The sequence below is a fragment of the Streptomyces sp. Inha503 genome (assembly GCF_047215865.1).
Lineage (GTDB): Bacteria > Actinomycetota > Actinomycetes > Streptomycetales > Streptomycetaceae > Streptomyces > Streptomyces lycopersici.
In genome coordinates, this window is the sequence record NZ_CP178360.1 from 3,111,172 (window position 1) to 3,136,239 (window position 25,068).

25 protein-coding genes and 3 pseudogenes are annotated in these 25,068 nt (G+C 67.4%); 13 read left to right on the forward strand and 15 right to left on the reverse strand.

Translation table 11 applies throughout. From position 1 onward, the window contains the following. The first annotated feature begins 75 nt into the window (after positions 1–75). The 7 genes from ACJX2R_RS12460 (at position 76) to ACJX2R_RS12490 (ending at position 6,275) form a co-directional block, all read left to right on the forward strand. On the forward strand, positions 76–717 hold the full coding sequence (locus ACJX2R_RS12460) for a WhiB family transcriptional regulator (protein ID WP_413100159.1): 642 nt from the start codon (positions 76–78) through the stop codon (positions 715–717). Beyond that, positions 714–2,435, forward strand: a complete 1,722-nt coding sequence (locus ACJX2R_RS12465) for a hypothetical protein (protein ID WP_413100160.1) — start codon at positions 714–716, stop codon at positions 2,433–2,435. Before ACJX2R_RS12460 ends, ACJX2R_RS12465 begins: the two co-directional genes overlap by 4 nt. Beyond that, positions 2,432–2,623, forward strand: coding sequence for a hypothetical protein (locus ACJX2R_RS12470; protein ID WP_413100161.1), 192 nt, complete (start codon positions 2,432–2,434; stop codon positions 2,621–2,623). The genes ACJX2R_RS12465 and ACJX2R_RS12470 overlap by 4 nt, the downstream gene beginning before the upstream one ends. 89 nt (positions 2,624–2,712) lie before the next feature. Further along, positions 2,713–2,907, forward strand: a complete 195-nt coding sequence (locus tag ACJX2R_RS12475; protein WP_413100162.1) for a hypothetical protein — start codon at positions 2,713–2,715, stop codon at positions 2,905–2,907. Positions 2,908–3,065: 158 nt separating this feature from the next. Further along, a complete protein-coding gene (locus ACJX2R_RS12480) occupies positions 3,066–3,536 on the forward strand; it encodes a plasmid mobilization protein (RefSeq protein WP_413100163.1) in 471 nt (156 codons plus the stop codon). Positions 3,537–3,595: 59 nt separating this feature from the next. After that, on the forward strand, positions 3,596–5,317 hold the full coding sequence (locus tag ACJX2R_RS12485; protein WP_413100164.1) for a mobilization protein: 1,722 nt from the start codon (positions 3,596–3,598) through the stop codon (positions 5,315–5,317). 298 nt (positions 5,318–5,615) lie between these two features. After that, a complete protein-coding gene (locus tag ACJX2R_RS12490) occupies positions 5,616–6,275 on the forward strand; it encodes an HAD family hydrolase (RefSeq protein WP_413100165.1) in 660 nt (219 codons plus the stop codon). Between the two features lie 90 nt (positions 6,276–6,365). On the opposite strand, the gene tyrS is transcribed toward ACJX2R_RS12490, so the two are convergent. The 8 genes and pseudogenes from tyrS to ACJX2R_RS12530 form a co-directional block, all read right to left on the reverse strand. Continuing rightward, positions 6,366–7,634: a tyrosine--tRNA ligase gene (gene tyrS / locus ACJX2R_RS12495; RefSeq protein ID WP_413100166.1), complete on the reverse strand. Its 1,269-nt coding sequence runs from the start codon at positions 7,632–7,634 to the stop codon at positions 6,366–6,368. Positions 7,635–7,772: 138 nt separating this feature from the next. Continuing rightward, the gene (locus ACJX2R_RS12500) at positions 7,773–8,915 is read right to left on the reverse strand and encodes a glycosyltransferase family 4 protein (RefSeq protein ID WP_413100167.1); all 1,143 of its coding nucleotides are present in this window, start codon (positions 8,913–8,915) and stop codon (positions 7,773–7,775) included. Between the two features lie 4 nt (positions 8,916–8,919). Then, positions 8,920–9,810, reverse strand: a complete 891-nt coding sequence (locus ACJX2R_RS12505; RefSeq protein WP_413100168.1) for an aminoglycoside phosphotransferase family protein — start codon at positions 9,808–9,810, stop codon at positions 8,920–8,922. Positions 9,811–9,869: 59 nt separating this feature from the next. Beyond that, positions 9,870–10,931: a glycosyltransferase family 9 protein gene (locus ACJX2R_RS12510; RefSeq protein ID WP_413100169.1), complete on the reverse strand. Its 1,062-nt coding sequence runs from the start codon at positions 10,929–10,931 to the stop codon at positions 9,870–9,872. Beyond that, complete coding sequence (locus ACJX2R_RS12515; protein ID WP_413100170.1) at positions 10,928–12,610, reverse strand: pyridoxal phosphate-dependent decarboxylase family protein; 1,683 nt, start codon at positions 12,608–12,610, stop codon at positions 10,928–10,930. The genes ACJX2R_RS12510 and ACJX2R_RS12515 overlap by 4 nt, the downstream gene beginning before the upstream one ends. Positions 12,611–12,653: 43 nt before the next feature. Next, entirely contained in the window at positions 12,654–13,253 is a 600-nt protein-coding gene (locus ACJX2R_RS12520; RefSeq protein WP_413100171.1) for a DUF4254 domain-containing protein, read from the reverse strand. Between the two features lie 515 nt (positions 13,254–13,768). Next, positions 13,769–13,961: pseudogene (locus tag ACJX2R_RS12525) on the reverse strand (hypothetical protein); the annotation flags it as partial. Between the two features lie 115 nt (positions 13,962–14,076). Next, positions 14,077–14,463: a restriction endonuclease gene (locus ACJX2R_RS12530; RefSeq protein ID WP_413100172.1), complete on the reverse strand. Its 387-nt coding sequence runs from the start codon at positions 14,461–14,463 to the stop codon at positions 14,077–14,079. 89 nt (positions 14,464–14,552) lie between these two features. Between ACJX2R_RS12530 and ACJX2R_RS12535 the strand changes: the two genes are divergently transcribed. Then, positions 14,553–14,891 carry a hypothetical protein gene (locus tag ACJX2R_RS12535; protein ID WP_413100173.1) on the forward strand — a complete coding sequence of 113 codons (339 nt, stop codon included), beginning with the start codon at positions 14,553–14,555 and terminating at the stop codon, positions 14,889–14,891. Between the two features lie 375 nt (positions 14,892–15,266). Continuing rightward, positions 15,267–16,032 (forward strand): annotated as a pseudogene (locus ACJX2R_RS12540) (mobilization protein); the annotation flags it as partial. A gap of 588 nt (positions 16,033–16,620) precedes the next feature. Here the strand turns inward: ACJX2R_RS12540 and ACJX2R_RS12545 are convergent. Further along, positions 16,621–17,634 (reverse strand): tetratricopeptide repeat protein, encoded by a 1,014-nt coding sequence (locus ACJX2R_RS12545; RefSeq protein WP_413100174.1) that lies wholly within the window; start codon positions 17,632–17,634, stop codon positions 16,621–16,623. Between the two features lie 717 nt (positions 17,635–18,351). Here ACJX2R_RS12545 and ACJX2R_RS12550 point away from each other — a divergent pair. Together ACJX2R_RS12550 and ACJX2R_RS12555 are read left to right on the forward strand one after the other, a co-directional pair. Further along, complete coding sequence (locus tag ACJX2R_RS12550; protein ID WP_413100175.1) at positions 18,352–18,795, forward strand: hypothetical protein; 444 nt, start codon at positions 18,352–18,354, stop codon at positions 18,793–18,795. Between the two features lie 79 nt (positions 18,796–18,874). Then, positions 18,875–19,564, forward strand: a complete 690-nt coding sequence (locus ACJX2R_RS12555; RefSeq protein WP_413100176.1) for a hypothetical protein — start codon at positions 18,875–18,877, stop codon at positions 19,562–19,564. A gap of 257 nt (positions 19,565–19,821) precedes the next feature. On the opposite strand, the gene ACJX2R_RS12560 is transcribed toward ACJX2R_RS12555, so the two are convergent. The 5 genes from ACJX2R_RS12560 to ACJX2R_RS12580 form a co-directional block, all read right to left on the reverse strand. Next, a complete protein-coding gene (locus tag ACJX2R_RS12560) occupies positions 19,822–20,595 on the reverse strand; it encodes a glycosyltransferase family 2 protein (RefSeq protein ID WP_413100177.1) in 774 nt (257 codons plus the stop codon). A gap of 93 nt (positions 20,596–20,688) precedes the next feature. Next, the gene (locus ACJX2R_RS12565) at positions 20,689–21,000 is read right to left on the reverse strand and encodes a hypothetical protein (protein WP_413100178.1); all 312 of its coding nucleotides are present in this window, start codon (positions 20,998–21,000) and stop codon (positions 20,689–20,691) included. 329 nt (positions 21,001–21,329) lie between these two features. Beyond that, positions 21,330–22,151: a DUF317 domain-containing protein gene (locus tag ACJX2R_RS12570; protein ID WP_413100179.1), complete on the reverse strand. Its 822-nt coding sequence runs from the start codon at positions 22,149–22,151 to the stop codon at positions 21,330–21,332. A 15-nt stretch (positions 22,152–22,166) separates the two neighbouring features. Next, a complete protein-coding gene (locus ACJX2R_RS12575) occupies positions 22,167–22,457 on the reverse strand; it encodes a hypothetical protein (RefSeq protein WP_413100180.1) in 291 nt (96 codons plus the stop codon). Positions 22,458–22,559: 102 nt separating this feature from the next. Further along, complete coding sequence (locus tag ACJX2R_RS12580; RefSeq protein WP_413100181.1) at positions 22,560–22,913, reverse strand: DUF317 domain-containing protein; 354 nt, start codon at positions 22,911–22,913, stop codon at positions 22,560–22,562. 224 nt (positions 22,914–23,137) lie between these two features. Between ACJX2R_RS12580 and ACJX2R_RS12585 the strand changes: the two are divergent. After that, a pseudogene (locus ACJX2R_RS12585) lies at positions 23,138–23,296 on the forward strand (GlcNAc-PI de-N-acetylase); the annotation flags it as partial. A 187-nt stretch (positions 23,297–23,483) separates the two neighbouring features. Then, on the forward strand, positions 23,484–24,011 hold the full coding sequence (locus ACJX2R_RS12590; protein ID WP_413100182.1) for a hypothetical protein: 528 nt from the start codon (positions 23,484–23,486) through the stop codon (positions 24,009–24,011). A 19-nt stretch (positions 24,012–24,030) separates the two neighbouring features. On the opposite strand, the gene ACJX2R_RS12595 is transcribed toward ACJX2R_RS12590, so the two are convergent. After that, positions 24,031–24,900 carry a hypothetical protein gene (locus ACJX2R_RS12595; protein ID WP_413100183.1) on the reverse strand — a complete coding sequence of 290 codons (870 nt, stop codon included), beginning with the start codon at positions 24,898–24,900 and terminating at the stop codon, positions 24,031–24,033. Positions 24,901–25,068 lie beyond the last annotated feature (168 nt).

The window sequence follows — 25,068 nt, forward strand, 5'->3', positions numbered from 1 at the left end:
CACATCCGGCACCCGACACCGCGCCCGCCCAGCACCGCCCCGACCGGCCGACGCGGCAGCACAACGGAGATCGCCTTGCGCCACATCACCACCCACGACGCACCGGCCACCGGCCTGCGCGGCATCGGAGACACCAGCTGGCACACCCGCGGAGCCTGCCACGGCATGGACGTCGAGGACGCCGACGCCGTCTTCTTCCCGCTCCCCCGGGACCACCAAGCCATCGCCGAGGCGAAGGAACTGTGCGGCTGGTGCCCAGTACGTCGCGACTGCCTCGACTTCGCCCTGGAGAACGCCCTTAAGGAGGGCATCTGGGGCGGCCTCACCGAAGCCGAGAGGCGTCCCTTCCACGACGGACTGCCCCAGCGCCTCGACTACCGGCGCGTGATCGCCTTCTTCCAGGGACGCGACATGCATCTGACCGAGGCCGAGCGGCAGGTCGTCATCGACCACGCCTACGTCCGGGGCTGGCGGCCGGACCGGCTCGCCGCAGCCCTGCGGATCAGCCACAAGCACGCCCGTGACCTGCTCCGGCAGGCCGCCAACAAGGTCTTCGACCGCGACCGCACCTACGGCGTGCCGCGGCCCAAGAAGAAGCGGAAGAAGCCCACCCCTGCAACGGGCAGCCCCGCTCCGGCCGCACCCGGCACACAGCAGCCGGCAGCCCGCCCGGCAGCGTCGACTCCGGCGCACGCCCCTCTCGGAAAGGTCGCATGACCCACCCCGTCCTATCCCTCGGCGCCGCTCCGGACCTCCCTCTCCTCCTCGCCGCCGGAGTGCCCGCCGCCCTCGTGCTGGTACTGACCGCCTGGACCATCCGGCGCCGGGGTACGCGCCCGCAGAAACGTCTCGGCGGTCCGGCGGTCAAGGTCGCCGCCGTGGCCGCCCTTGGCTGCACCGCCTACAGCGCTGACACCTCGTGGCGTTTCGCGGCCGACTACCTCGACATGGCCGGCACCGCAGAGCGGGCCGGGATGTTCGCCGCCGCCGAGCTGGCGCTCTTCGCGACCGCGCTGATGGCCCGGCAGAACCTGGCCACGCAAGGCGCCCCCGGCCTGCCGGGAACCCTGGTCTGGATGATCACCGGAGTGCAGGTGATCCCGGCCTATGCCGAGAGCGGTCCTATCGGCGGCACCGTCCGCGCCTGCGTCGGGCCGGTCATGGCGGCGATGTTGTGGCATATCGCCATGGGCATCGAGCTGCGTCTGAGCACCCCGGGCGCCGCCTCCCACGGACTGATCGCCGTCCTGGGGCGTGAGGCGCGCGAACGGCTCCTGTCCCGCCTCGGCATCGCCGCGCGAGACCGCGACGCCGCGCAGATCAGCCGGGACCGGGCCACCACCCGCGCCGTCGCCCTCGCCACCCGCCTCTCCGAGCGCACGCCCGAGCAGCAACGGAGCTGGCGCGGCCGGCGACTCACCCGCCGCCTATCCAGGGCGGTCGGCAGGGCCTCGGTCGGCACCGACGCCCACCAGTGCGCGCAGCTGCTCGACCAGCTCGCCGCCCGTCGGCACGCCCTCGCGCTCGCCACGGTCCCACTTCCTTCTCCCTGGTCCCCGGCTCACAGCACCTCAACGGCAGCGACGGTCCCGACGCCACCGGTCTCGAAGGCGGCGGTCCCCGGAGCCGGTCCCCACGGGCCCAAAGAGTCGGACGGGGACCGGGGACCGAGCGCCCCGAGGGGACCGGTCCCCGGGCCTGCGGACTCGAACGCGTCAGCAGGCTCGGGGACCGAAGGCGACGAAGCGGGGACCGAGTCCCCAAAAACGGACGCGACCCCGGGGGCCGGTCCCGCCAATCCGGAAGGCGCAGAGGGGGACGCTGCGGGCACGGGGACCGACCTCACTCCGCGAGAAGTTCCTGCTCAGGGCCCTGATTCGCATCGGGGACCGAACGCCGCCGAGTCGGGGACCGAGACCACCGGGGACCGGGGACCGACCAACACCGACACGGGGACCGAGACCACCGGGGACCGGAGACCGACCAACACCGACACGGGGACCGAGACCACCGGGGACCGGAGACCGACCAACACCGACACGGGGACCGAGACCACCGGGGACCGGAGACCGACCAACACCGACACGGGGACCGAGACCACCGGGGACCGGAGACACAAGGTCCCCCTCCCGCGGAAGACGACCACGAAGCCGCGGACGAAGAACAAGGGGAAGCGCGGCCGGCCCCGCACCCCGCAAACACAGCGCCCGCCACGCGAGCCGGAACAGTCGGTGGACCAGCTCGTCCAGCAGGTCCGCCCCCACGTCCCCGCCCTGCTCAAACGGGACGGCAACGAGTCCGTCACCCGGGTCCAGCTGCGGGAGATCCTCCGCCGCGAGGGCCTGAAGGGCGGCCGGAACGACCGACTGAGCCTCGTCCTCCAGGAACTACGGAGCGAGGACGCCACCACGAAAGCAAGGAGCACCACTCGATGAAGACCTGCCACCAATTCGCGGCCCTTCGTGAGGAGTACGAACGGGAGATCGGCTATCTAAGCGCCCATTCCCAGCGGCATACCGGCAGGCCGTCGGCGAAGGCCAGTGCGAAGCAGGCCACGACGACGAAGGCCCGGATGGCCAGGGCGCTCAGCGGCCACGTCGGGCGCTGCCCCGAGTGCGGCTGAATCTACGAAGCCGCAGCTCACCGTCCCCACCGCCCTGACCGGTGGCCCGGCCAGTGCCGTCCCCACCGCACTACTCCAAGGAAATCACCATGCGGCATGCCGCCGTACCCGACCGCTTCGACAGCCGCCTGATCTGGGCTCTGCTGCTCACGTTCCTCCCGTACGGACTGCTCCTCTTTGCTGTAGACGGCTCCGAGCAGATCCATCACCTGAGGGAGGGTGTCGCCGACTTCGTCCTCGGCATCCTGGATGTCGTCCGCGATGCTCCGGGTTGTGGGCAGTGACGAACCCGGTCCCAAGCCCCTCCCCCACCCCAGGTGAGCGTGAATCCAACTCGGTCTCGGGGCGAGCAAGTTATCGGCCAAGACACTCTTCCCCGTCGGGGAAGGTGTCTTGGCCAGAGCACGCCCCGGGGGTGGCGGGTGCGGACCAGCACCGGGGGGTGCTGGTCCGCGAGGCAGCGACCGAGGGCGGATCGCAGCCGGAGGAGAAGCCGTCGCGGCGCAAGCGCCGCGACGTGAAGAAGACCTCACGCAAGCGCTCGCCGAAGCCGCCTGCGCGTAAGCGTGATTACGTGTGCAGCGTCCGCCTGAACGACGACGAGAAGAATCAGCTGTCCACTGCCGCCAGCGCGACCCGTACGAGCCTGCCGGCCTTCCTCGCCCGTAGCGGTCTCGCCGCCGCGCAAGACCTCGACAACACGGCCGCCGCCATCGCAGGCCGCCGCGAGCTGGTCGCCGAGCTGTTCGCCGCCCGTCGGCACCTCGGACAGGTCGGCAACAATCTCAACCAGATCGCCCGCGCCATCAATTCCGGCGGCGAGCCAGCAGAGATCGACGCGGTCGTCATGGCGGTCCAGCGCGCTGTGACCCGCGTACAGGCGGCCACCGACCTGCTGCTGGACCAGCGCTGACCTGGCTTCCGTGCAACATTCCGCAGCCACCACTCCCTCTCACCATCCCGGACACCAGCATGATCCCCCGGATACAGAAGCGCGGGCAGCGCACCATCGGCCTCCTGTACTACCTGTACGGGCCTGGGAAGTACGAGGAGCACATCGACCCACATCTGGTCGCCTCCTGGGACCACAACGCCCCCGACCCCGGCCGGGACCGATCTGTCACCCTCCAGCAGCTCCAGCAGCTCCTGGACCAGCCCGTTGAGAACATCGACCGGGCACTGCGGCCGAAGAAGCACGTGTGGCACCTGTCCGTCCGCAACGGTGCCGAGGACCGGATTCTGACAGACGAGGAGTGGGGCGAGGTGGCCCGTCGGATGGCCGCCGCCGCCGGTATCGACAACCCGGAGCAAGATGCCGGCTGCCGGTGGGTGGCTGTCCGGCACGCCGCCGACCACATCCACATTGTCTCCACCCTCGCCCGCGAAGACGGCTATAAGCCTGATCTCAACCACGACGCCGCGCGCGTCCAAAGCGAGGCGCGCTCCCTCGAAGTGGAGCTGGGCCTGCGCCGCCTCAACAAGGGCGACGGCACCGCTGCCCAGCGCCCGACCAGTGCCGAGCGCCACAAGGCTAAACGCCAGGGCCGCGTGTGCACTGCACGGGAGGAACTTCGGGAGACCGTGCGCCGCGCAGTGGCTGGCGCAACCAGCGAGGAGGAGTTCTTCGACCGGCTGGCCGCCGCCGGCCTGCTGCTCCGCAAGCGCCTCGCCCCCTCCGGTGACTTGATCGGATACAAGGTTGCTCTGCCCGATGACCACAACAAGGACGATGATCCGGTGTTCTACCCTGGCGCGCGCCTTGCGCCGGATCTCTCCCTGCCGCGGATCCGGGAGCGCTGGGCTACCCACATTCAAGACCAGGGCACCGCACCGCTCGATCCGCTTGTCCGTACGGCCCCGAACGGTCCGGCCGCCGCACGCCGACGCGCGGCCTCGGCCGCGTGGCACGCGGTGCTGGTTATCGAGCAGACCAACGACGCCGTCACCGCCGCATACATCGCCGCAGCCGGTGAGGTCTTGGACGCTCTCGCGAAAACCTCCGCTGCCCACACCCGTCACGAACTTCGGAACGCTGCCTTCGCGTTCGAGCGGGCGTCCCGTTCCCACGTCCGCGCCAAGCGCGGTCACGACCGGGCACTGCGGCAGGCCGCACGCGACCTCATCCACGGCGGTCCGGCGCTCGGCCGCGGGGAGGACGGCGCGACCACCGCGATGGCGATCGACATGTTGTTCTTCCTCATCACCGCCACTGCCCATTGGCACGCCAAAAACAACCACGACCAGCAGGCCGCCGCAGCCCGTCAAGCCGCCGAGCACCTGCGCGCCGCCTACCAGGCCGCTGCCGCCCAGCCCCTCGGCGCCCTCTACCAGCGCGGTCGGCGTCTGGGCCGTCCTCTGCTACAACAGCAGGCGGCGGTGGTGCGCGAGGCGCTGCCGGAGCTGGCCGAGCAGATCCTCGCCGAGCCCGGCTGGTACGCACTCGCCGCCACCCTGACCGACGCCGAGAACGCCGACCACTCCCCCGCGATGCTCCTCACGGTGACCGCTGGGGAACGAGAATTGGAGAGTGCGGAGTCGGTCACCGATGTACTGGTGTGGCGACTGCGTCAGGCGGCAGACCTGCCCGCCGACACCACCGGCCTGTGGCCGCAAGAAAACGGAGCCAGGCAGCCGAGGCGGCGCGCGCGGCGTCCAGCGCAGCCACGGACCGGCCCCCGCAGCCACAGTCAGTAACTGTGGCCTGGAGGCTCCCTTGGGATAAGTCGGGTAGGACGCGCAGCTGGAGCCATGCCGAGCAGGCCGGTAAAGCACGAACCGCCAGAGTCACCGCACTGTACAGCTGCCCTAACCACTACATCGAGAGATTGACCAGGGAGACCGAGAAGAAAACGGCACTCCACGATTCGCCGACTCCGCACCCTGTCAGCCAGTCCGCCGAGCGCTACCAATGGCAGACATTGAAGAAGCGGCGAACCCGACGACGACCATACGCAGCACGGGGGTTGGCCACCGCAGGTCTACACTGCCGACCATGACGCGGAGTCCTGTCGATCTGGCGATCTTCGATTGTGATGGCGTGCTGGTGGACAGCGAGCGGATATGCGTCAAAGTAGACGCGATGATCACGGCTGACCTGGGGTGCGCGTTCACCGAGGAGGAGATCATCGAGAAGTTCGTCGGCTCCTCCACCGAGGTCTACACGGCTGCCGTGGAGGAACGGCTTGGACGCCGCCTGGAGAAGAACTGGCTGCGGCAATACGAGCATCTCTACCAGGCGGCCCTCGAAGCTGACTTGACCGCTGTCGATGGCGTCGCAGAAGCCCTGAACAGCCTTGCGATGCCCGTTTGCGTTGCATCGAACACTGGTCACGCCAGCCTCAGGAGAAACCTGGAGATCGTCGGTCTGAAAGACCACTTCGAGGGGCGCATCTTCAGCGCAGCCGATGTCGCCCGAGGCAAGCCTGCCCCCGACCTCTTCCTGCACGCTGCGCGATCCATGAGTGTAGAACCCCGGCGGTGCGTGGTGATCGAGGACAGTGCGTACGGAGTTCAGGCAGCCCGTGCCGCCGGTATGCGGACTTTCGGCTACTGCGGCGGCCTCACGCCGGCCTCGCGGCTGGAAGGACCAGGCACCACGCTGTTCGACGAGATGCGCGACCTGCCCAAGCTGCTGGCCACCACTACCCACTGAACTTCCGCAGCACCTTGCTCCTGCCACTTGGCTCCGTGAGCCGGAGACACTCCCCCGGCTCACGGCTGAGCTGCCGTCTCCCGGTCTGCTTCAGGCTCCGGTGACTTCGATGGCCGCCAGGTTCTTCTTGCCCCTGCGCAGTACCAGCCAGCGTCCGTGAAGGAGCTCGTTGGCCGTGACTACGGCATCCTCGGCAGTCACCTTGACGTTGTTCACGTAGGCGCCACCCTCCTTCACGGTGCGGCGGGCTGCCGACTTGCTCGGCGCCAGGCCGACCTCCGCGAACAGGTCGGTGACCTGGCCGAGCTCGCTCACCTTGGCGTTCGGGAGCTCGGAGATCGCGGCGGCCAGCGTTGCCTCGTCGAGTTCGGTGAGCTCGCCCTGCCCGAACAGCGCCTTTGACGCTGCGATCACAGCGGCGCACTGGTCGGCACCGTGCACCAACGTGGTCAGCTCCTCGGCAAGGGCACGCTGCGCGGTACGGGCTTGCGGCCGCTCCTCGGTCACCTTCTCCAGCTCCTCCAGCTCCTCGCGGGACTTGAAGGAGAGGATGCGCATGTACCGAGAGATGTCCCGGTCATCCGTGTTCAGCCAGAACTGGTAGAACGCGTACGGCGTGGTCATCTCCGGGTCGAGCCAAAGCGTGCCCGTCTCGGTCTTGCCGAACTTGGTGCCGTCCGCCTTCGTCATCAGTGGCGTGGCCAGCGCATGCACCTCGGCGTGCGGCTCCAGGCGGTGAATCAAGTCCAGACCGGCCGTGAGGTTGCCCCACTGGTCGCTTCCCCCCGTCTGGAGGGTGCAGCCATACCGCCGGTACAGCTCCAGGAAGTCCATCCCCTGAAGCAACTGGTAGCTGAACTCCGTAAAGCTGATGCCCTGATCGGACGCCAGGCGCTGAGCGACCGAGTCCTTGGTGAGCATCTTGTTCACCCGGAAGTGCTTGCCGATATCCCGCAGGAACTCGATCACGGTCATGCCCCCGGTCCAGTCCAGGTTGTTGACCATGGTCGCCGCGTTGTCGCCCTCGAAGGAGAGGTACGGCTCGATCTGCGCCCGCAGCCGGGTCACCCACTCGGCGATCGTCTCCGGGTCGTTCAGGGTGCGCTCGGCGGTCGGCCGAGGATCGCCGATGTGGCCGGTCGCGCCGCCCACGAGCGCCAGCGGTCGGTGCCCGGCCTGCTGGAGTCGGCGGAGGGTGAGCACCTGCACCAGGTGGCCGACGTGCAGGCTGGCCGCGGTCGGGTCGAAGCCGCAATAGAACGTGACAGGGCCGTCCGCGAGAGCCTTGCGCAATGCATCCTCGTCAGTGGCATGGGCGATCAGCCCGCGCCACGTGAGCTCGTCGACGATGGCCGTCACGGTCCCGTGTCTCCTTGAATCGCGCCTACAGTGCGGCGGCTAGTCTAGTCGTCCAGCCGGAGCTTCCGCGTTTGTGCTGGTCAGCGGCATCGTGTACGGCGGAAAAGCCAAGATCACCCCACATCTGAGTGTCCTGAGTCACACAGTCCCGAACCATGCGTCGAGCAGCCGGTCGGAAACAGCCTCGCTGTGATCACGGTAGTCACGCACGAGTGCTCTGCCGTTGGTCACGAATCGGGCCCGGAGTGCCGGATCATGATCAAGAGCGTCGATCGCCTGCCCGAGATCTTGCGCAGCCCGCTCCACGTCATTCTGGGAAACCATGGGATACAGCACATTGCCATCGAGCTCGTAGCCGGCGATCGGTGGCGGGGCGATAAACATCGCGGCGTTCCCGAGTTCGGGCAGGCTGCCTATCCGGTGAGCTATGACAGGCACTCCTGACTCCATTGCTTCAAGCGTGACTCGTGCGAGACCTTCCGCGCCGAGCGACGGCACCAGCAGAATCCTGGTGCGGTTGTAGATCGTGGTGGGATCCGGGGTGAATGCGGCCACTTGGACGTTCGGTGAGGGCGGCACATACGCCGGGACATCGGGCCAGGTTTCCACGGCCAGGTAGGCGTCGCTGGGGCGCTGCCGAATGAGCGCGTCCCAGACACGCCGGCCCTTGATCGGGTGGTGATTGATCAACGTCAGGAATCGGCTCTCTGCCCGCGAAGGTGCCGTGGCGACTCGTCGCTCGGGTAGGAGATTAGGGAGAACCTGCGCCGGCACACCGGTTTGGCCGTGGAAGGCGTCGGCGATGGTCTGGCTGACCGCGTGCACGCTGGTCTGCCGCATCAGGCTGTAGTAGCTCCGCACCTCATCTTCAGGGTGGTCACTGCTTGTGGGGTAGAGCTGGTCGGTCACGAGCACGGCTACCTGCCGACCGCTCGCAAGGCTCCCGTCCAGCACCGCGTGATGCGCTTCATTGAGCCGAACCGCACACGCGTTGAGCAGGATCACGTCGGGGTCCAGGTCGTTCAAAATATCTTGAAGAGCCCGCCGGTACGCACTGGCTACCCCCGGAGCACCGATGAAGGTTTCGTGGACAGTGCAACCCTGGATAGTTCGAGTTCTGCGTCCGACTCCGGGGTTCCCGCTCTGCGCGATACAGGCGAGGCTGGCCGGGTGCCCTCGGGTTACGACGCGCTTTAGTAGTTCGCGCACCTGCAAGAACAGACCATTGGTAAAGCCCTCGCGGGTGAAGTCGTCGATACTCACAAAGACGATACCGGCCATGACGTTACTCCTTGTGGGCCGCAGCAGCGGCAAAGGCATCGAGCAAGCTCCGAAGCCGGACGGCAATCTGGCTGCCGGCATAGGGCGGGCCAGCGACACTGAGGGGACTGGGGGCGAGCATTTTGAGGCATGCGATCGCTGAGTACAGGTCGAATACACGACGCCGGTTCGGACCGACGCACAGCGGCACTGCAACCTGCTCAATACAATCGGCCTCCGGTCCACGGGCCAGAAGTCCAGCACGAGCGACACCGAGCGGGTACAGAGAGTCACCGAATCCGACCTCGTCCAGGTCGACGATCGCCGTGACTCTCCCGTCTTCCACCAACACGTTCTGGTGGGTGGCGTCGATCAAGTAGGGCAACGGGTCGATGCCATCGAATTCGGGATGTAGCTCGTGGATGGTTCTGCGAATTTGTCCAATGGCCGACACCTCCCGTTGCAGGGGCACAAGCTGATCGACGGCACCGGTGAAGTACTCCCACAGCACGTCCGACCAGCGCGGGTGGCACCGAAGGTCACCGTAACTGGCGATACCGCCGTACCCGGGACCGGGCGGGAGACCGCGCGTGCGGTGTTGGATATCGAGCAGGTCGTCGGCAATGCTTCGCTTCTCGGCAGCCGTAAGGCCCACGTAGACGTTACAGAGATCGGTTCCTGGGGCTTGCTCAAGGAACATGATCGGCCAGGGCAGCGCTGTCCCGCTCAGGTCCATGTGCAGCACGCGGGGAACGGGCACTCCCACCTGTGCCAGCTGACGCCGCCAATACGCGAAGCCGGCGAAGCACTCAGCACGGTCGTGACGCGTGATCCGCGCAATCACGCGCTCACCGGACACCAGCTGCACCGTGAACACGAAGTGACTGCGGCCCATCGGGATTCGGTTCGCGGTCACGGCCTCTTGGTTCAGGCATCGGCTGGCCGCCCGCAAGACTGCCTGCTCTGTCGGAGGCTTCACGGCAGGAGCACCTCTGCAGCCGCGAGCGGGATGACATTGAGGCTGGCATAGCCTCGAAAGAATGACCAGGTCGTCTCGAAGTCGTCGGTACTGACGATCAGACCAGGCACACCGAGGCAACCCGCGAGATGGCCCAGGCCGCTATCGCACCCCACGAAGAGACGGCATGACAGCAGACGGGCAACCATTTCGGGAAGGTCGGCCCGGACGTAGATCAGGTCCTCGCCGAGGTAGGTCTGGGTGTCGGGGCCGCCGAGGACCCGCACTTCACCGTGCGCCGATACCTGGTTCAGGAGCCGCCGAGCCGAGTGTCGCGATGGCGCAGTGCCGGAACGCGCATCGAGCTGGCAATACACCACATTCTCTTGGCCACGGGGCGTCGGTGCCTGGCGGAGAGGCAGCGGCGGCACTCGGTGGCGGGCTCGCCCTCCAAAGGCGTCGGTGACGGCGTGGTTGAACCGGTCAAGCCAGGGGATGCTCCATGAAGATCGGGCGAAGATCGCGTCGCCGTTGATCGACTCGCTGGGCGAAGGGACATAGCTCACCCGCTCGCACGCGAACACCTCCACTACTTCGGCAAGGACGGGCGAACCGGATACGGCAACTGATGCCACGGCGTTGTCGCGGCAGTAGTGCTCAAGGCCGGTCACGATGCCCAGTGCGTCGCCGAGGCGGTTATGCCGGGCAAACCGCATCACAGTTCCCCCAGCGAGTGTTGACGGCGGTGCGTCCACCCGCGACGCGACGTTTGCCGCGTCGACGAGCTGGTCACTCAGGCAGCGCAGCCCTCGTTGGCCGCAACGCCAAGTCCGGGGGACCGCCTCAATGTCCACCGCGGGCTGCCGGTGGAATTCGACAAACCGCACCTCGCCAAAGCCGAACTCCTCGATGAGATCACGCATTGCAGACGGCCCGCTCACCTCGACTCGGGCCAGTCCATGCGTCCGGGCATAGGAGGCCAGGCCAGCGACCAACTCGACACAGTCACGGACAGGAAGGTCGGCAGCTGCGAAGCGCGTCGGCAGCTCTTCTTGGCCACACGGCGACGGTCGCTTCATTGAGCCTCCTCGCACGCACCTGTACGCATGTACGTAGCATCGAACTGTCGCTTGCCCCTCAGCAGGCGTACGACCAGCTCTCTGGCGTGAGCATCGGAGAAGTACGGATTGAGGGAGTACACCCGTAGAGCGACGACCGGCTCGCCAGCCGGTGTATAGAAGGCCGCGGAGGTCTTGCTCACTGCGATTTGTTCAGCGTCCGGCACCCGTTGAGTCGATAGCCACGCGAATAGGGTAGAGATGTACTGGTTTACCCGGCGGACGGAGCTGGTGTCGTCGAACTCCTCCTCGGTAGCGGCGGGGTCGTCCGGCGGATAACAGCGCACGAACACGTCCGGGCCGTACGAATGTCTGTTGATAGCTGTCGCGTCGCGACCTGCCAAGGCATTGATGTGGCGCCGGAGCGCTTCTGCCGTTTCAAGCGCGTGACCGAGCAGTTGCCGCATCCCCTGCTTGCCGAGAGTCTGCAAGCCAACCCAGGTCGCCACCATGTTCGCTGCCGACCTGGACGTCTCCAACGTGAAGGTCCCGGGGTTGTAGGCATCCTTGTCATGGAACAACGGAGTCATGGCTCCGCCGTCGCGGCGCAGCCGCGAGAAGTCCCGACCCTCTCGCATGACGATCATGCTCGACGTGTAGGGCGCGAAACCAGTCTTGTGGAAGTCCGTTCCGAACGAGTCGGCGTGCCGCACCGTTTTCAAACGCTCCACAAGACGTGACAGCTTGGCCACCACCGGTGGGCTGAAGCCGAGGGGATTCTTATGCAAGTCATAATCGATGAAGCAGAGGTATGCCCACCCGATGACTGTGTCTGCGTGCACATGGGGTGTGTATTCCAACCCATATTCGGCGGCCAGCCGATCCCGCATCGCAGCAATCTCGCCGAAGTCGTCGACAGCCATGTTGGAAGTCGTCCCGCCCGCGCCGATGATGCATGCAAGCCGGTGGCCGCGTGCCAGCACGTCGCGGCAGGCCGCTTCCATCGACTCCAGGTCCGTGGTCTGGTCGGGTAGCGACGCAGCGGATATGTAGTTTCGAGTGCCGATCCCCAGCCACGCGCACGCGGATTTCTGCGAGTAGTGCGCCGGCCAGGACCCGACGACGGCCATCCCAGGCTCGATCCCACGCTCGGCGTGGTCGGGCTGTGCCTTGGAAATGCCGACGTTGATGGCGTACAGATTGGTCCCCGTGCCGCCGAACGTGAACAGGCCGCCTGCCCGCTCCGGGTCGTACCCCGCCAACCGTGCCAACGCCTGGGCGGAGGACAACTCAGCGGAAAGAGTCTCCGCAGCGTCCTCCCCAGTGACGCCGTTCGGCATGAACAACGATACGGCGCACAACGCTGCCAGGTTGACGAACGACGGTGGCGGAACGATGTTCTTGGCGAACATCTGGTGATGAACTTTGACCGACCCCGCGAGCCACCAGCGCAATTGGCTGAGCGCCGTCTCCGCCGTGACTGGGCTCTCCGGCAGCCGCCCGTCACCCAAAGGGGAACGCCTACCCTCCTGGCGGGTGCGCGGATACACGGGCCCCTCGCCCTGATGACTCAGCGTCTCATCGAGGGCGCGGCGAAGGAGCTCGACAAGCGCATCGGCATTGGTCCCATCGGGACGCAGGAACAGGCCGCTGCGCCAGCGCTCAAACTCATCTCCATCCCCGAAGGAATCAGTCGTCATCGCAGATCGGTTCCGGCGCTTCGGGGGAGCAACGTGACCGCGCTCATCGCACGGACTTTCCGTAGAGCTTCATGCGTTCAGGCCGGGGCGCGCGCCGCCGACCGGACACGAGATCCCCGCAAGCGACCGCGATGGACCACACCAGATCGTCGTATTGACGACGCAGAATCCCGGCTCCCTTCGCCGCGTCCGCGTCACCCCCGACCAGTCGCTCCGTATGGACGATCCGAAGCTTCTGCACCGAGAGTCGGTCAAGTGCCGAGCCGATCGACTCCGTGATGGGGGGCACGTCCTCGTTCGCACTCCACGCCGCATCCAAGATCCGGTCGACCTGCTCGATGAGTGCATGACGAAGGCCATTGAGATCGTCGATTTCCCTCTTGATAGCCGGAATCTCTTCGTCCCCAGCTTGCCGCACCCGGTCCTCGGCGTCCCACTGGCGGCTGTTGACCGCATGCAGCCGACCCAGAACCTGCAACAAGTCGGGCCGGTAGGCAGACGGAATCCCGGCGAGAGCGTCCTCGCACCATTCGCCTTCCCCACCTGCCACGTCGGGACAGGCTGTATCCGCCATCATCGGAGCGCGCAGGTCACCCTCCGACTCACCGGTGTCTGGACTCAGCCGTGCACGCGTCTTGGTCATGGGTCGTGATCCCCCTTCGGTATCTCGTTAGGACGGCCTCTGCCGACCACCATTGAAGACAGTCTTGAGCACGACCGGAGGGTGTCCGAGAAGGGCGCGTTACTTCACGATTGTTACTCCATCATGCGCCTGACTCGCCGACCAGAGTGGCCGCTTGGCATCCATCCAGGTCCGCTCCTGCCCCTAAGTTGATCTCGTGGCACGCTAACAGTTCAGGGAGAATAGGTGATCATGGACCACATCTCTCTGCATCGCCGACCTCCCAGCCGACACCGCGATCCTGGAGAGCCTCAGCCCCAGGATGACAGTCGGCACCTCGCCGAGGTCACGCCGCATCAGGCGCCGCCGGCCCCATACAAGCTGGTCTGTCATGTTGATGCGGCCAGACGGCACACAGCGGCGCTGGTCTGCTGAAGCACCACGAAGACGTCCATCACAGTACGGACATGCCTCGGTACCCGACCGGGATTCGATAGCCATGGATGGTGTCGATGACTCAATGGCCGTCGGACTGCGATGTTTTGTGCAAGTTGGCCCACGACGCTGAGGATCCATTGCCCGAAGCTGGTTGGAGCGATCAGCACACCGAAGACCAGGACGATGACCACGGTCGGCTTCTCGTCGCACCGGCCGGGCCTGTGTGCGTCGACGCAGTCGCATAACGATGATCACCGCTAGCAGTACGGCGACGTTGATGGTCAAAACCATCCGGCCAGTCCTCCCCTTAGCACCTGGTATCCCGCCTCTCGACATGGTCGAACCGGGTATCTCTACGGCCCCATCCGCAGTGATCGGCGACAGAGCATCTATCCAGTGGCTGATTTCATGGCGCTCCCGCGGCGTTACGCTGACCAGCAGGCACCTCCCTCGCATCCAGCGCCGCACTCGGCGATTCAGGACAGGGTGGTTGGATGACGTGGGGGGGCGGGATGCGATCCAGCAGCTCCCACAAGGGGCGGGAGCTAGCAGCCCACTCGCCAAGCTTGCGGCGATCGACGAGATGGATCCGGTGCTCCTTCCTCCAAGGGATGGCCTTGGAGCTGAAGCGGCCATTGGTGAGGACAAGAGCAATATCCGCTCCATGGATTTGCCGTGCGGTGCCGTTGACCTGCTGTAGGACGCCGACACCAACGGCGGAGCCACGGTCTCCGTCCCGGCGGTGCTTGCACTGGATGGCCCACACACGCCCGGCGGGATCAACGGCCCGCACATCGCAGGTTTGTCGCCGGCGCCACCAATCCGCTCGGCACGGCAACCGTCCCGTCGCATCAGATCCCGTATCGCGAACTCGAACGCACGGTGATCCAGCGCGTCCAACTCAACGATCCGCATCCGCAGGGCACGGGCGCGCACACGTTCCCACTCGGCCCGCTGCCGTACCTGATGCAGCCAGAAGCCGCCGCCGACCGCAGCGACCACTACCGCGAGGAGGATGATCCACCAGTGCACGAGCAGCCACTGCACGACGGCGACCACCACGACGACCGCCACAGCCCCGGTGGCGAGCAGAGCAACCTGCGCATCCTGCTTCTGGGAGCGGCGTACCGGCCTACGACGGCCGGTACGCCGCGCCGGGCGCTGGCGGCTCATCGGGCCGTACCCGGGCGCACGCATATTGGGACAGCGGCCCGAACGTGAGCCTCCACCTTTGCCGCCATGAAATAGCCCTCCTGTGCCCAGCCGTTGGCGATCCCCGCGTTGGCAATGAGAGCACGCAGCTCTGACAACGAGTGGATGCTTGATCACTTTAAGTGATCGATTTTTGGCCAGTGTGGACCATGCCCCGATGCGCCTGAACGCCAATGACCAGGGTTTCCCGTGCTCGCCCGACCAACTTCGGCCGTTTCGTCGAGGGAGTCCGGATCTCCGGACGTCCTATTGGCGGACTCCATCCCCTCTGCCGACACGCTGGCGACCCGAGCCGGAGTTGCGCGGGTGCGCGGGGTTGAGGAACCAGGTACGAGCCGAGGCGAGCCACCAGTTCCGCAGAAGGCGAGGATGACGCCGAACACCGCCGCGTACATCGCGTCGGCCGGCGAGGTCCTGGGCGCGCTCCCGAAGACCTCTGCCGCCCACACCCGCCGTGAACTGCGCGACAGCGTCTTCACGTTCGAACGCGCCGCCCGCTCCCACGTCCGTGCCGAGCACGGGCATGACCAAGCGCTGCGGCAGGCTGCCCACGACCTCGTACACGGTAGTCCCGCCCTCGGCCGGGGCGAGGACGGCGATGGCGACCGCGATGGCGATCGACATGCTGTTCTTCCTCATTACCGCCGCCGCGCACTGGCACGCTAGAAAGGGCCACGCCCAGCAGGCCCAGGCCCCGCGCGGGCCGCCGAACACCTGCGCACCGCCTACCAGATCGCCGGCGCCCAACCCCTCGGCGTGCTCTACCAGCGAGGCCGGCGTCTGAGCCAGCCGATGCTCCAGCAGCAGACGGTGCTGCTACGCGAAGCACTGCCGGAGCTGGCCGACCAGATCCTCGCCGAGCCCGGCTGGTAAGCCCTGACCGCGACCATCGCGGACGCCGAAGCCGCCGGCCACGACCCGACCGCCCTCCTGACCGCCACAGTAGAGCGTCGCGAACTCGACACCGCAGACTCGGTCAGCGACGTGCTCGTGTGGCGGCTGCGGCGGACGGCCGACGTGCCCGCCGACGCCTCAAGCCTGCCCGAGAGCAGCACCGCAGGGGTCGGCCGCAACGCGCAGAACGACGACCAGGCCCTCCGCACCCGGCAGGCGGCGCAGCGGGGAGGAGACAGCGCGTAAGGCCAGGTGAGCAACGCCGAGTGCCGGCGCGCGGTCTCAGCGCATCACCGAGAGACGGGACAGCGCCACCGCCCCGCCCGCGGCCCACAGCAGGTCGTACGCCACACCGGACCTCGGCGGCGGGCAGGTCCGCTTTGCGGATCGTGGGTGCACACGCAGGACGGAAGGGAATGGCGCAGGTGCGGCGACTCGCGCCAGTAGGCGTCGCGAAGTTGGGCGGTCGCAGGAGACGGAGTGTGTTGGGGCACACCGTGGGCAACGTCCCTCCGCCGCGCGGAGACACGCGCCGTGGCCAACTCGTCATGTCCCGTCCTGCTTCACGTTTCCTCCCGGACACGCCGCTGACCAGGGGATAGGTAATTCACGGTGAGTGCCTATGGCCCACTGCATCCCATGATTTGTTGTCGTCGGCTGAACTGCGGGTGTGACCATCCCGTTCGTCGTTGTCGGTAAGGAGCGAATGCGGGTCTGCTGCCCGTGTGGGGGTGGTCGACGCGGAGGGCGGCCAACCCGGTGGCGGAGTTCATGGGAAGCCCATGGACCTGGAGGCCAACTCACAGCCGGCCTTGGGTAGTACCGGCGGGGAGAGCATGCCGGGTCAGCTCAGCTCCTCCAGCTGCCGCCGTACGTCGGCCGTCAGCGGGTCGTCCGGGCGCAGCGTCCGCTCGCACCGCTCCAGCGTGTCTCGAAGCAGCTCCACCGCCTCACCCCTGCGCCTGCGCCTGCGCCTGCGCCTGCGGGACGACGCGAGAAGCCGGGCCAGATTGCACAGCGCCGCCAGTGTTTCCGGGGCGTCGGGACCCTGCGCGCGTTCCCGGGCCCGCGCCGCTGCCCGTACATCGTCCGGCTTGCCGCGGTACTCCGCGAGCTCGCAGGTCCTGATCAGCTCCTCCCGTACGTGACTGGTGTCCGGGTGATCGGCGCCGAGCGCCCGCTCGGACCGGTCCAGCGTCTCTTGCAGCACCTCGAGTGCCCGTACCACGGAGTTGATCAGCAGGGCCGAGCTCAGGGCGCACGCCGTGCGCAGGGCCTTCGGGTGGTCCGGCCCCAGGGTACGTTCCAGCTTGGCCAGTTCTGCCGCAAGCGCCTTGGCTTCGTCGCGGGACAGGCCCAGTTGGCTTCGCGCGTTGGTCATGCCGTCCCGCGCACGGCGAGTGTCGGGGTGGGTGGGGCCCAGCACCCGGCGGAGATGGGCTTGGGTCTGCGTGAGCAGAGCCAGCGCCGCCACCGGCCGTCCGACCGCCAGATACGCCTCCGCCACGCGCTGGCGCAACTGGAGCGTCGCGGTGTCGTCGGCAGGCAGCACCGCCTCGTGTGCGGCGAGCACTTCCTCGAACACCGGCAGAGCACGGTCGGGGAAGTCGAACTCCCAGTAGTCCTCTGCCTCCTGGTAGCGCTCGCCGCGCAGTTCGGGGTGGTCGGCCAACTGAGACGGCGGTGGTTCGGGCCAGGACTTCGCGGCCTCCTGTTCCTCTGCCTCCGCCTGCGCAACGAGTGCTGCGGTCTTCTTGTCCAGGCCGAGGGGGTTATCGGCCCTGACGGGGAACCGCCGGCCGACATAGCGTGAGCCGGTCAACGAGCTGCTGAGGGTGATGATGCGGTAACGGCCCATCGGCCAGACGGGGATCCACAGAACGCAGAAATACTCCCGCTTGACGACGGAGCCACACCTCAGACAGGGGTCGGCCGCGCCATAGAAGATGGTCCCGATCCCATTGACAGTCTCCGTGTCCGGGGCAGACCACGCGATGGTCTCTTCCGTGCACTGCCCGCAGAACGGATAAACACCCTGGCTGGTCGGCTCCATGTCCCCCCCTGCTGCTCGCTGCTCGGCTCACTGGCGCGGACCAATCTGGCACACCGTCCGCACACCGTTAAAAGGGAGCCGCTACACCGGACGGCCCGCAACGGGGCTTCGAACGTCGCCACCACGCCATGCCACAAACCTATGCACACCGCCCGGGACCGGTCCCGACGTCAACAGCCTGCTGCCCACCGCCGCGAGCACCGCGCTCCTGCCGTGCGCCGGGCCTGGGCCCAGTTGGAAGGTCCCAGGCTGTACTCCACCGATGCCCCGCTGATCGACGGTGGGCGAGCCCGGCCGTACACGAGCGGCACCATTCCCCGGGACGAACGACCAACCGCACGAGGACCCGTGGGACAGCGGTAAGAAGCAGCAGGACGGGACAACTCGTCATCCTCGCGGCCAGGAAGCGAGGAGGCCCTCATGACCTGGCCGAAGGTGACTGTGGACTTTGTGAATTGAAACCGACAGGAGCGCAGGGCACGCTCATGAAGCGACCAGGACGAGGCAAAGGAGGACGCCAGGGTGTTTCATCGGATACGCCGCCGGGCGAAGGGGCCGAGCGAGGCTCAGCGCCAGTTCGCCGAGCTGTCGGCGCGGCTGCAGAACCAGGTCCCGCCGGGTTTCGGGGTGCCGGCGGTTGAACCGGAGCGCATCGAGCCGGCCGCCGTGGTGGACGATTTCCTTCCGCCGGAGTTGCGCGTGCCGAGTCACGACCAGCTCGACGGCAAGATGATGCCGTGGATACAGCCCCTCGTCCTTGACGGCGAGGTGGCCGCCTGCTCCGAGTGCGGGTCGTACCGGGACTGGCTCATCCTCTCCACGCGCGACCAGATCTGGCTGCGGTGCCGGGCTGGCCACCAGCGGCAGGAGACCCGCCTCGACACCGCGTGGTTCAACCGGAACTCCGAGCCGGCGGACGCGACGCACGCCACGTTCGAGGACTGCCTGCGCCACCTCGGGCACTGACCCCCACTCCTACGACCCCACCGGGCCTGCGGGCCCGCGCTGACCACCCGTCGCCTGGTACCAAGGGGTCAGTTCCGTCATGCGCGTTCGCGTCGCCACCACCGCTCTCGGCATCACCGCCGCCCTCCTCGCCCTGCCCGCCTGCTCCACCGACACCACCGGGGCCAAGCACCACGCCACCTCCTCCGCCCGTACCGGGAAGCCGGCCGAGGCGCTCCGGAAGGCCGCCGTGCTCTCGTCTGCCGCGCTGGAGACCCGCCTGCTCGACCAGAGCTACCTCGGCACCGGCTACCTGCGTAAACCGGAGCGCCCCGCACGGCACGACGACGTCACCGTCATCGGCTGCCCGGCTCTGAACGAGCTGGGCGGCGACGCCGCGACCGGCGGCACGCTCACCTTCCCGCACAAGGCGAAGGCCACCTTCACCTACGGCGGCAGCTCCTCAGAGCTCTCGGAGGAGCTGTACAGCGACAGCGCGAACAAGCTGTCCGAGGGCATCGGCCGGATCTTCGACGCCATGAGCGGCTGCCCGACCTATCAGGTCGTCGCGGGCGGCACCCCGATCGACATGGCCTCGCAGAAGCTGCCCGCGCCCCGCGGCCTCGGTGACGAGCAGTGGAGCCAGCTCCTGACGTTCTCCACCGGAGGGCGGAGCACCGTGGTCAAGCAGACCGCGATCCGCGATGGCAGCTTGCTGCTGATCGTCTCCGGCTCCCCGGCTCTCGTCGACCGTCACCTCGACAAGGCCCTCGCCAAGGCCACGCGCTAACCCTTCCGCCCGCCAAGCTGCTGCCCCCGACCACCATGGGTCAGGGGGCAGCAGCGCAAGGATCGCAGCTCAGCGCACACGTGCCCGCGGTTCAGGGGTATGCCGGGCAGCACAGGGGCGGGAATCGGCGCACCGTCGTACCCCTGCACGGTGCCGAACCGATCTCCGTTCATCCGGTCCTCGCGGGCCTGCGGCATGGGCACCTTCTTCAAGGTGTGCGAGCACAGCAGCCGCAGGTCGGGGGCTTGCTGAGGTTGTTAGATCCGCGAGTTGCGCATCGACTGCCACACTGCGCCTGCCAGGGCCCGCGTCGCCCTGGGGACCGACAGCCCCTCGTGTTCGCGGTAGAGCTCCCAGTTGTACGGGACGAGCGACAGCTTGTTGGAGGACAGCGACCCCGCCTGGTGGGACCTGTACACCGCAAGCGGCTCGGGAAGGCCCCGGGCGTCGGCGCCGTCACGCATGATCGAGAGCCACAGGGCGTAGTCCTGCCTCTTGCGCATCTCCGGCATCAGCCTGGTGCCCAGGACGTTACGGTCGTACATGGCGGTCAGAGCGCCGATGTGGTCCTGGACCAGCATCGCGCCGTAGTCCACGTGTTCCCGGGCGCGGACCACGCGCCCGTTCGGGATGAAGTCGGTGCTCTCACCGCCGTAGTCGGCAGCCATCTTGAAGTACGAGGTGAACGTGAGAGGTGCCGTACCCGCCGCAGCGAATTCGATCTGCCGCTCGGCTTTCTCCGGCAGCCACATGTCGTCGCTGTCGAGGAAGGCGACGTAGTCCCCCCGGGCCCGCTCGATAGCGAGGTTGCGTGCCCGCCCGGCACCACCCCGCTCGGGTGCGGCTTCCGGCAGGACGCGCTTGTCCTGCCGGGCGAACTCCATGAGCAGGTCCATGGAGCCGTCGGACGACTGGTCGTCGGTGATCAGCAGCTCCAGGTCGCTGTGGGTCTGCGTAAGCACCGACCGGATTGCTGCGCCGAGCGTGGCTGCCGAGTTGTACACGGGCATCACGACAGACACCAGGGGCACAGCGCTTCTCCTTGCTCAGCCAGAACGACGGTCCATTCAAGCACTGCGTTACTGGCCGACCCACTGAGCGGCGCGAGCAGCTTGGCCGGGCACTCAGACTCGAACCTGTCCGGGCCGTACGTAGAGCACGTTCGGGTTGTGACTGTGAGGCCCATAGCCGCTGGAGGCGTTGACGAGTAGATACGCGCCTGCGGGAACGTGGTTCCAGAACCAGGCGCCCTGTTGCCGACCGGTGTCGCACCAGGTCACGATGGCCTTCGAGCCACGGCGTCCGTGTTGATAGACCCGCATGACCTGGAGAAGTTGCCCTTGCCCGGACCTCCGGTCCTGCTGGAATGCCTGCCACTGAGCCCCCAGGGCGGCCGTGCCCTTGCGACGTGAACGGACCGACAGCGCGACCGTCACGGCGACGACGAGAGCAACGGCGACAAGGCCGCTAGGGGCTGGGGTGCATTGCCACGTCCTGCATCGTGCCATCTCAGGGTGGCAAACCCCCGGGGACAGCGAAGACCGGCCGCCCGGCGACGGCGCCTCGCCCGGGCCGGTCCCCCAACTGCCGGGGTGCAGGTCTGCTGACCTGTTCCGACATGCCGCTGCCTACTGTCCGGCTGCGGCGGCAGGGAGCCGCGCAGCCCGTTGTGCACACCGGTGTTTACGGCCCTGGAAGCAAAAGGCCCGGCGCCCTCCATTTGGGAGGAGCCGGGCTGCGTGCGTCGGGAGTTGAGCGCGGGATGTTAGATGACTGGCGCGCGCAGGAGGCGCTCCTGGGTGGCCTCGGGCAGTACCCGGCGCACGACCGGTGCGGTCGAGCTGAGGCAGGCGCCGAAGGCTGCCACAAGGTCGTGCGGGACACTGGCGGCGAAGGAGGCTGCCCACAGACACGGTGCGCCGAGCGCGGGCTCGGCCCATGCCTGCCATCCGGCCGGTCCCGTCTCGTCGGCCGCGGTGGTCAGGGCGCGCGGGTCGGCGTCCTGGATGAGGGGCGGTACCTCGCCGAGGCTGATGTGCGAGGTGAACGTCGGGTCCGTCGCTGCCGCCTGGGGCTGGTCGATGTCGCGGAGCCAGCCGTGTGCGGCGACGGCGTCGAGGACCAGCTCGGGGTCGGCGAGCGGCACGGCGGGCTGGTCGCGGGCGTCGAGCGCGACGAGGAAGTCGGTCACGGCCTCGCCGGGGACGTCGGGGGTGAAGTAGGCCGACCACGACGCGAGCGGGCTGCTGGTCTCGGCGCGGGCGGAGATCTGCCAGGCGATTGGCAACTCTCCCAGGTGGAACGGCTCGTCCGCCAGGCTCCACTGGGCCCAGCGCAGGGCGTCGGGACTCACGTGCAGGACGGTGCTGCGCAAGACCTGGCGGTCCTCGGGCTCCTCGTCCGGCTCGTGCCGGCCGCGGACGATCGTCAGGCTCGTCCAGCCCAGGCTGGCGAGCGTATCGGCGACAGCGTCGTAGAGGCGTCCATCATCACCGGCCAGATGCCGGGGACCGACCCAGAACGCGGGCTGGCCGCCGCGCGGAGTGGACGGGTCGAGCGGGAAGTCGGGGTACAGGGGCGCCTCCAAGGGCTCGGTGCGGGTCTAGTTGCCGCCCGCGCGGCGGCGGGGGCGGCGCGGGGGTGCCTGGACGGGGCCCTGCCAGGTCAGGGCGACGGCGGCCTCGGGCGGCAGGTGGCCGAGCTGTGCGTCCTCGACGCGCCCTTCGGCGAGGTAGACGACGGTCCGGCCGGTCTCGTCCACGGACTGCACGACCTGCGAAAGGCCGTGCGCCATCGGAAAGAAGGGGTTCATGGCCTGGCGCACCGGAGCACTCCGGTCGCAGCCGGACAACCGGTCGATGAGATCGCCGACGGTCATCTCCGGGGACGTCACGTACAGCCTCCTGAGGCGCGGGGGAACGGGGAGCAGTGGAACGGGTCGGCGGTCGGCAGACTGCCGGCCGCTCGGCGGGGCTGCCTGTCGGTGTCCGCGCTGTCATAGGAGGCATGAGGTCTCCAGCACGCGCGCCACGGTGGCGGCGACGATGTCCGCCGGCGTCTCGGTGTCGAACGACAGGTGGTAGCCGGGCAGCTTGGCCGTGCCAGAGACGGCGATCTTCCATCCCTCACCATCCGTGCCGGGGCGGCCGAGCGGGAACCAGCCGAGGTAGAACCGGCCGTCCTTGGAGCTGACGTGCACATCCGCACGGTCGTCCACGATCAGGTGGAAGTCCTCTGCGGAGAACTGGTCCAGGACCAGCGTGGGCTGGCCGGGACCGAGCTGCCACTCACGCAGCCGCAGGGCTTCGACGGTAGTGGAGAAACCGGGGCCAACAGGAGCCACGGCCACGAGCAATCACCTCTCTGACCTGGTGTTTCTTGCAAGGTCGTCTACGTTGACATGCCCCTGCCCGCATTGGCCAGTCTTTCGGAACTCTTTCCCGTCTGCCCCCGGCGAACTCTGTCCTTTGATATCCAATCGAGGCGTTTGATAGCGAACCAAGCCGTTTCGGATTCTCTGTGTGGAACTTCGCGTAACTCCCCAGGCTGAAGTTCATGGACGTCCCCATGGGGGCACTGGCCGCGCACGCCAGTCAGGGCGAGAACATCTTCTTCCTCAAGATGGGCAGGGAGAGGTTCGGCGAGTTGATGGGCGTGGAGACTTTCGTACGTATTCGGGACGCCACCGGCGCGGCCGTACCCGAGAAAGATCTTTTCGCCGGACTGCGCTGACCCGCACGACCGATCGAGCGGGACGACTTCCGTACCGGCCACCCCAGCCCAGGGCGGGGCGAGATTCGTGGGCTTGCGGCCTCACGCAGGTGCGTCGGACAGCGGTCTCCTGACGGCAGGTGGCGTCGGCCTTCGGGAAGTTCTGGAAGGGGCGGACAAGGCAGTTCATGGCCCGTAGGTTGGCGGTATGGCTGACACGCGGGATCTGTGGTGGGCGGCGGGCCAAATGGCCTTCACCGTGGCAGAGAACGACGACTGGCGGAATAGGCGGTGGACAGAGTCTTTGCGTCGCTCAGCGACACTGTTGGAGCCGGTCTGGCCCAAGACGTACAGCAGCGGCACCTTTACCTTCGCGCTGCCGACCATCGCACTACGCCTGTACACCAGCCCTCTGATCGATAGCCCCAAGGCCGTGCCAGTGGAAGACATCGTGACGGCGCTCGCGCCGCGGCTGGCCGACCCGGGCGCGCCGTCACTCGAAGACACCGTCCGCGACGGCCTGATCAAGCATCGGCACGACCTGGACGACGACTCCCCGATGTCCTCGCTGTACCGTCAGCTCACCACCTACCGGCCGCCACTCGCCTATACCGCGGACGGATTTGAGCTGACCTCCGCAGACCACTGGCCCGGCGGCACGCTGATGGGCGCAGCAGCGGAGTGGGTGCACTACGCGTTCACGCACCATTACCTGCACCCCAGCAGTGCGTCATGACCCGCTCGGACCATGGGGCTCAGGCGACACGGCTCAGGTCGAAGTCGGCGCTCACGGCGCCATGATCCGACAACTCTTTGTCCACCGGCTCTAGGTGCACCTGGTAGTTGACGAGCGCCGGGGCCAGCGTCGGACTCATGAGGATGAGGTCCTGGCGCCGGGGCACGTCACCGGTGCCGAACGCGGCCGTCGGAACGGTTTCCTGCTGGAAGGGATGGCTGGCGTCCTTGAAGCCGGCGCGGGCGAGGAGTTCGGTCGCGTCCCGATCGGAGACCTGGTCTTCACCTTCACGGGGCAGGCCCAGGTGTCCGTTGACGGCGTGCGCTGGTAGCCGCCTCCAATCAGGCTCCGGATAGTCAAGCCCGATGGTGTTGGCGTCGCCGACGACCAGTGATCGACGGCCGGGAGCGGCAAGAACCCCCAGCGGTGAAATCTCCCTTGCTCGGTTGCGCGGGTCGAAGGGGTCCAAATGCAGATTACGCAGTTCCAGCAGACCTTCCAGGCCAGGCAGGATCAGGTTCGCCCAGCCCATGACGTGGTGGTACCTGTCCCGGTCAGCGCCCTGCGCCGTGAGCCGAACACGGGGGCTCAGCATGATCACGCTGTGGAACCGGTGACCGCTGGTGGTCTCGTTGGCATGCGCTAGATAGGCGCTGCCCAGTTCGAGTGCGTTGAGGGTTTGGTACATACGCCGACAACCGAGCAGGTCCCAGAAATTGCACTCCTGCAACGCGAGGATGTCCGCCTCAAGGCCCTTGAGGAATTCAATCTGCCCACGCCATCGGTCGCCAGCGCCGAGTCCGAAGTCATCGTGGCCGCCGAACAGGGTGTTGAACGTGACGACTCTGATCGTGGTCACTTTCGGCCTCCCGGAGAGTGTCATGGCCATCCACGTCAGCGTAGCCGTCGCCTGGCAGCGTACGAGCGGCGGCGACTGGATGGCGTACACCGCCGATGTCGCCGCCCGATCTGCCATCTGCACCTGTTCACCGGCGAACGACAACGTCGATTAGTGCCACATCAGGCAACCTTTGCCTGCTGACTACCTGGCATAGGC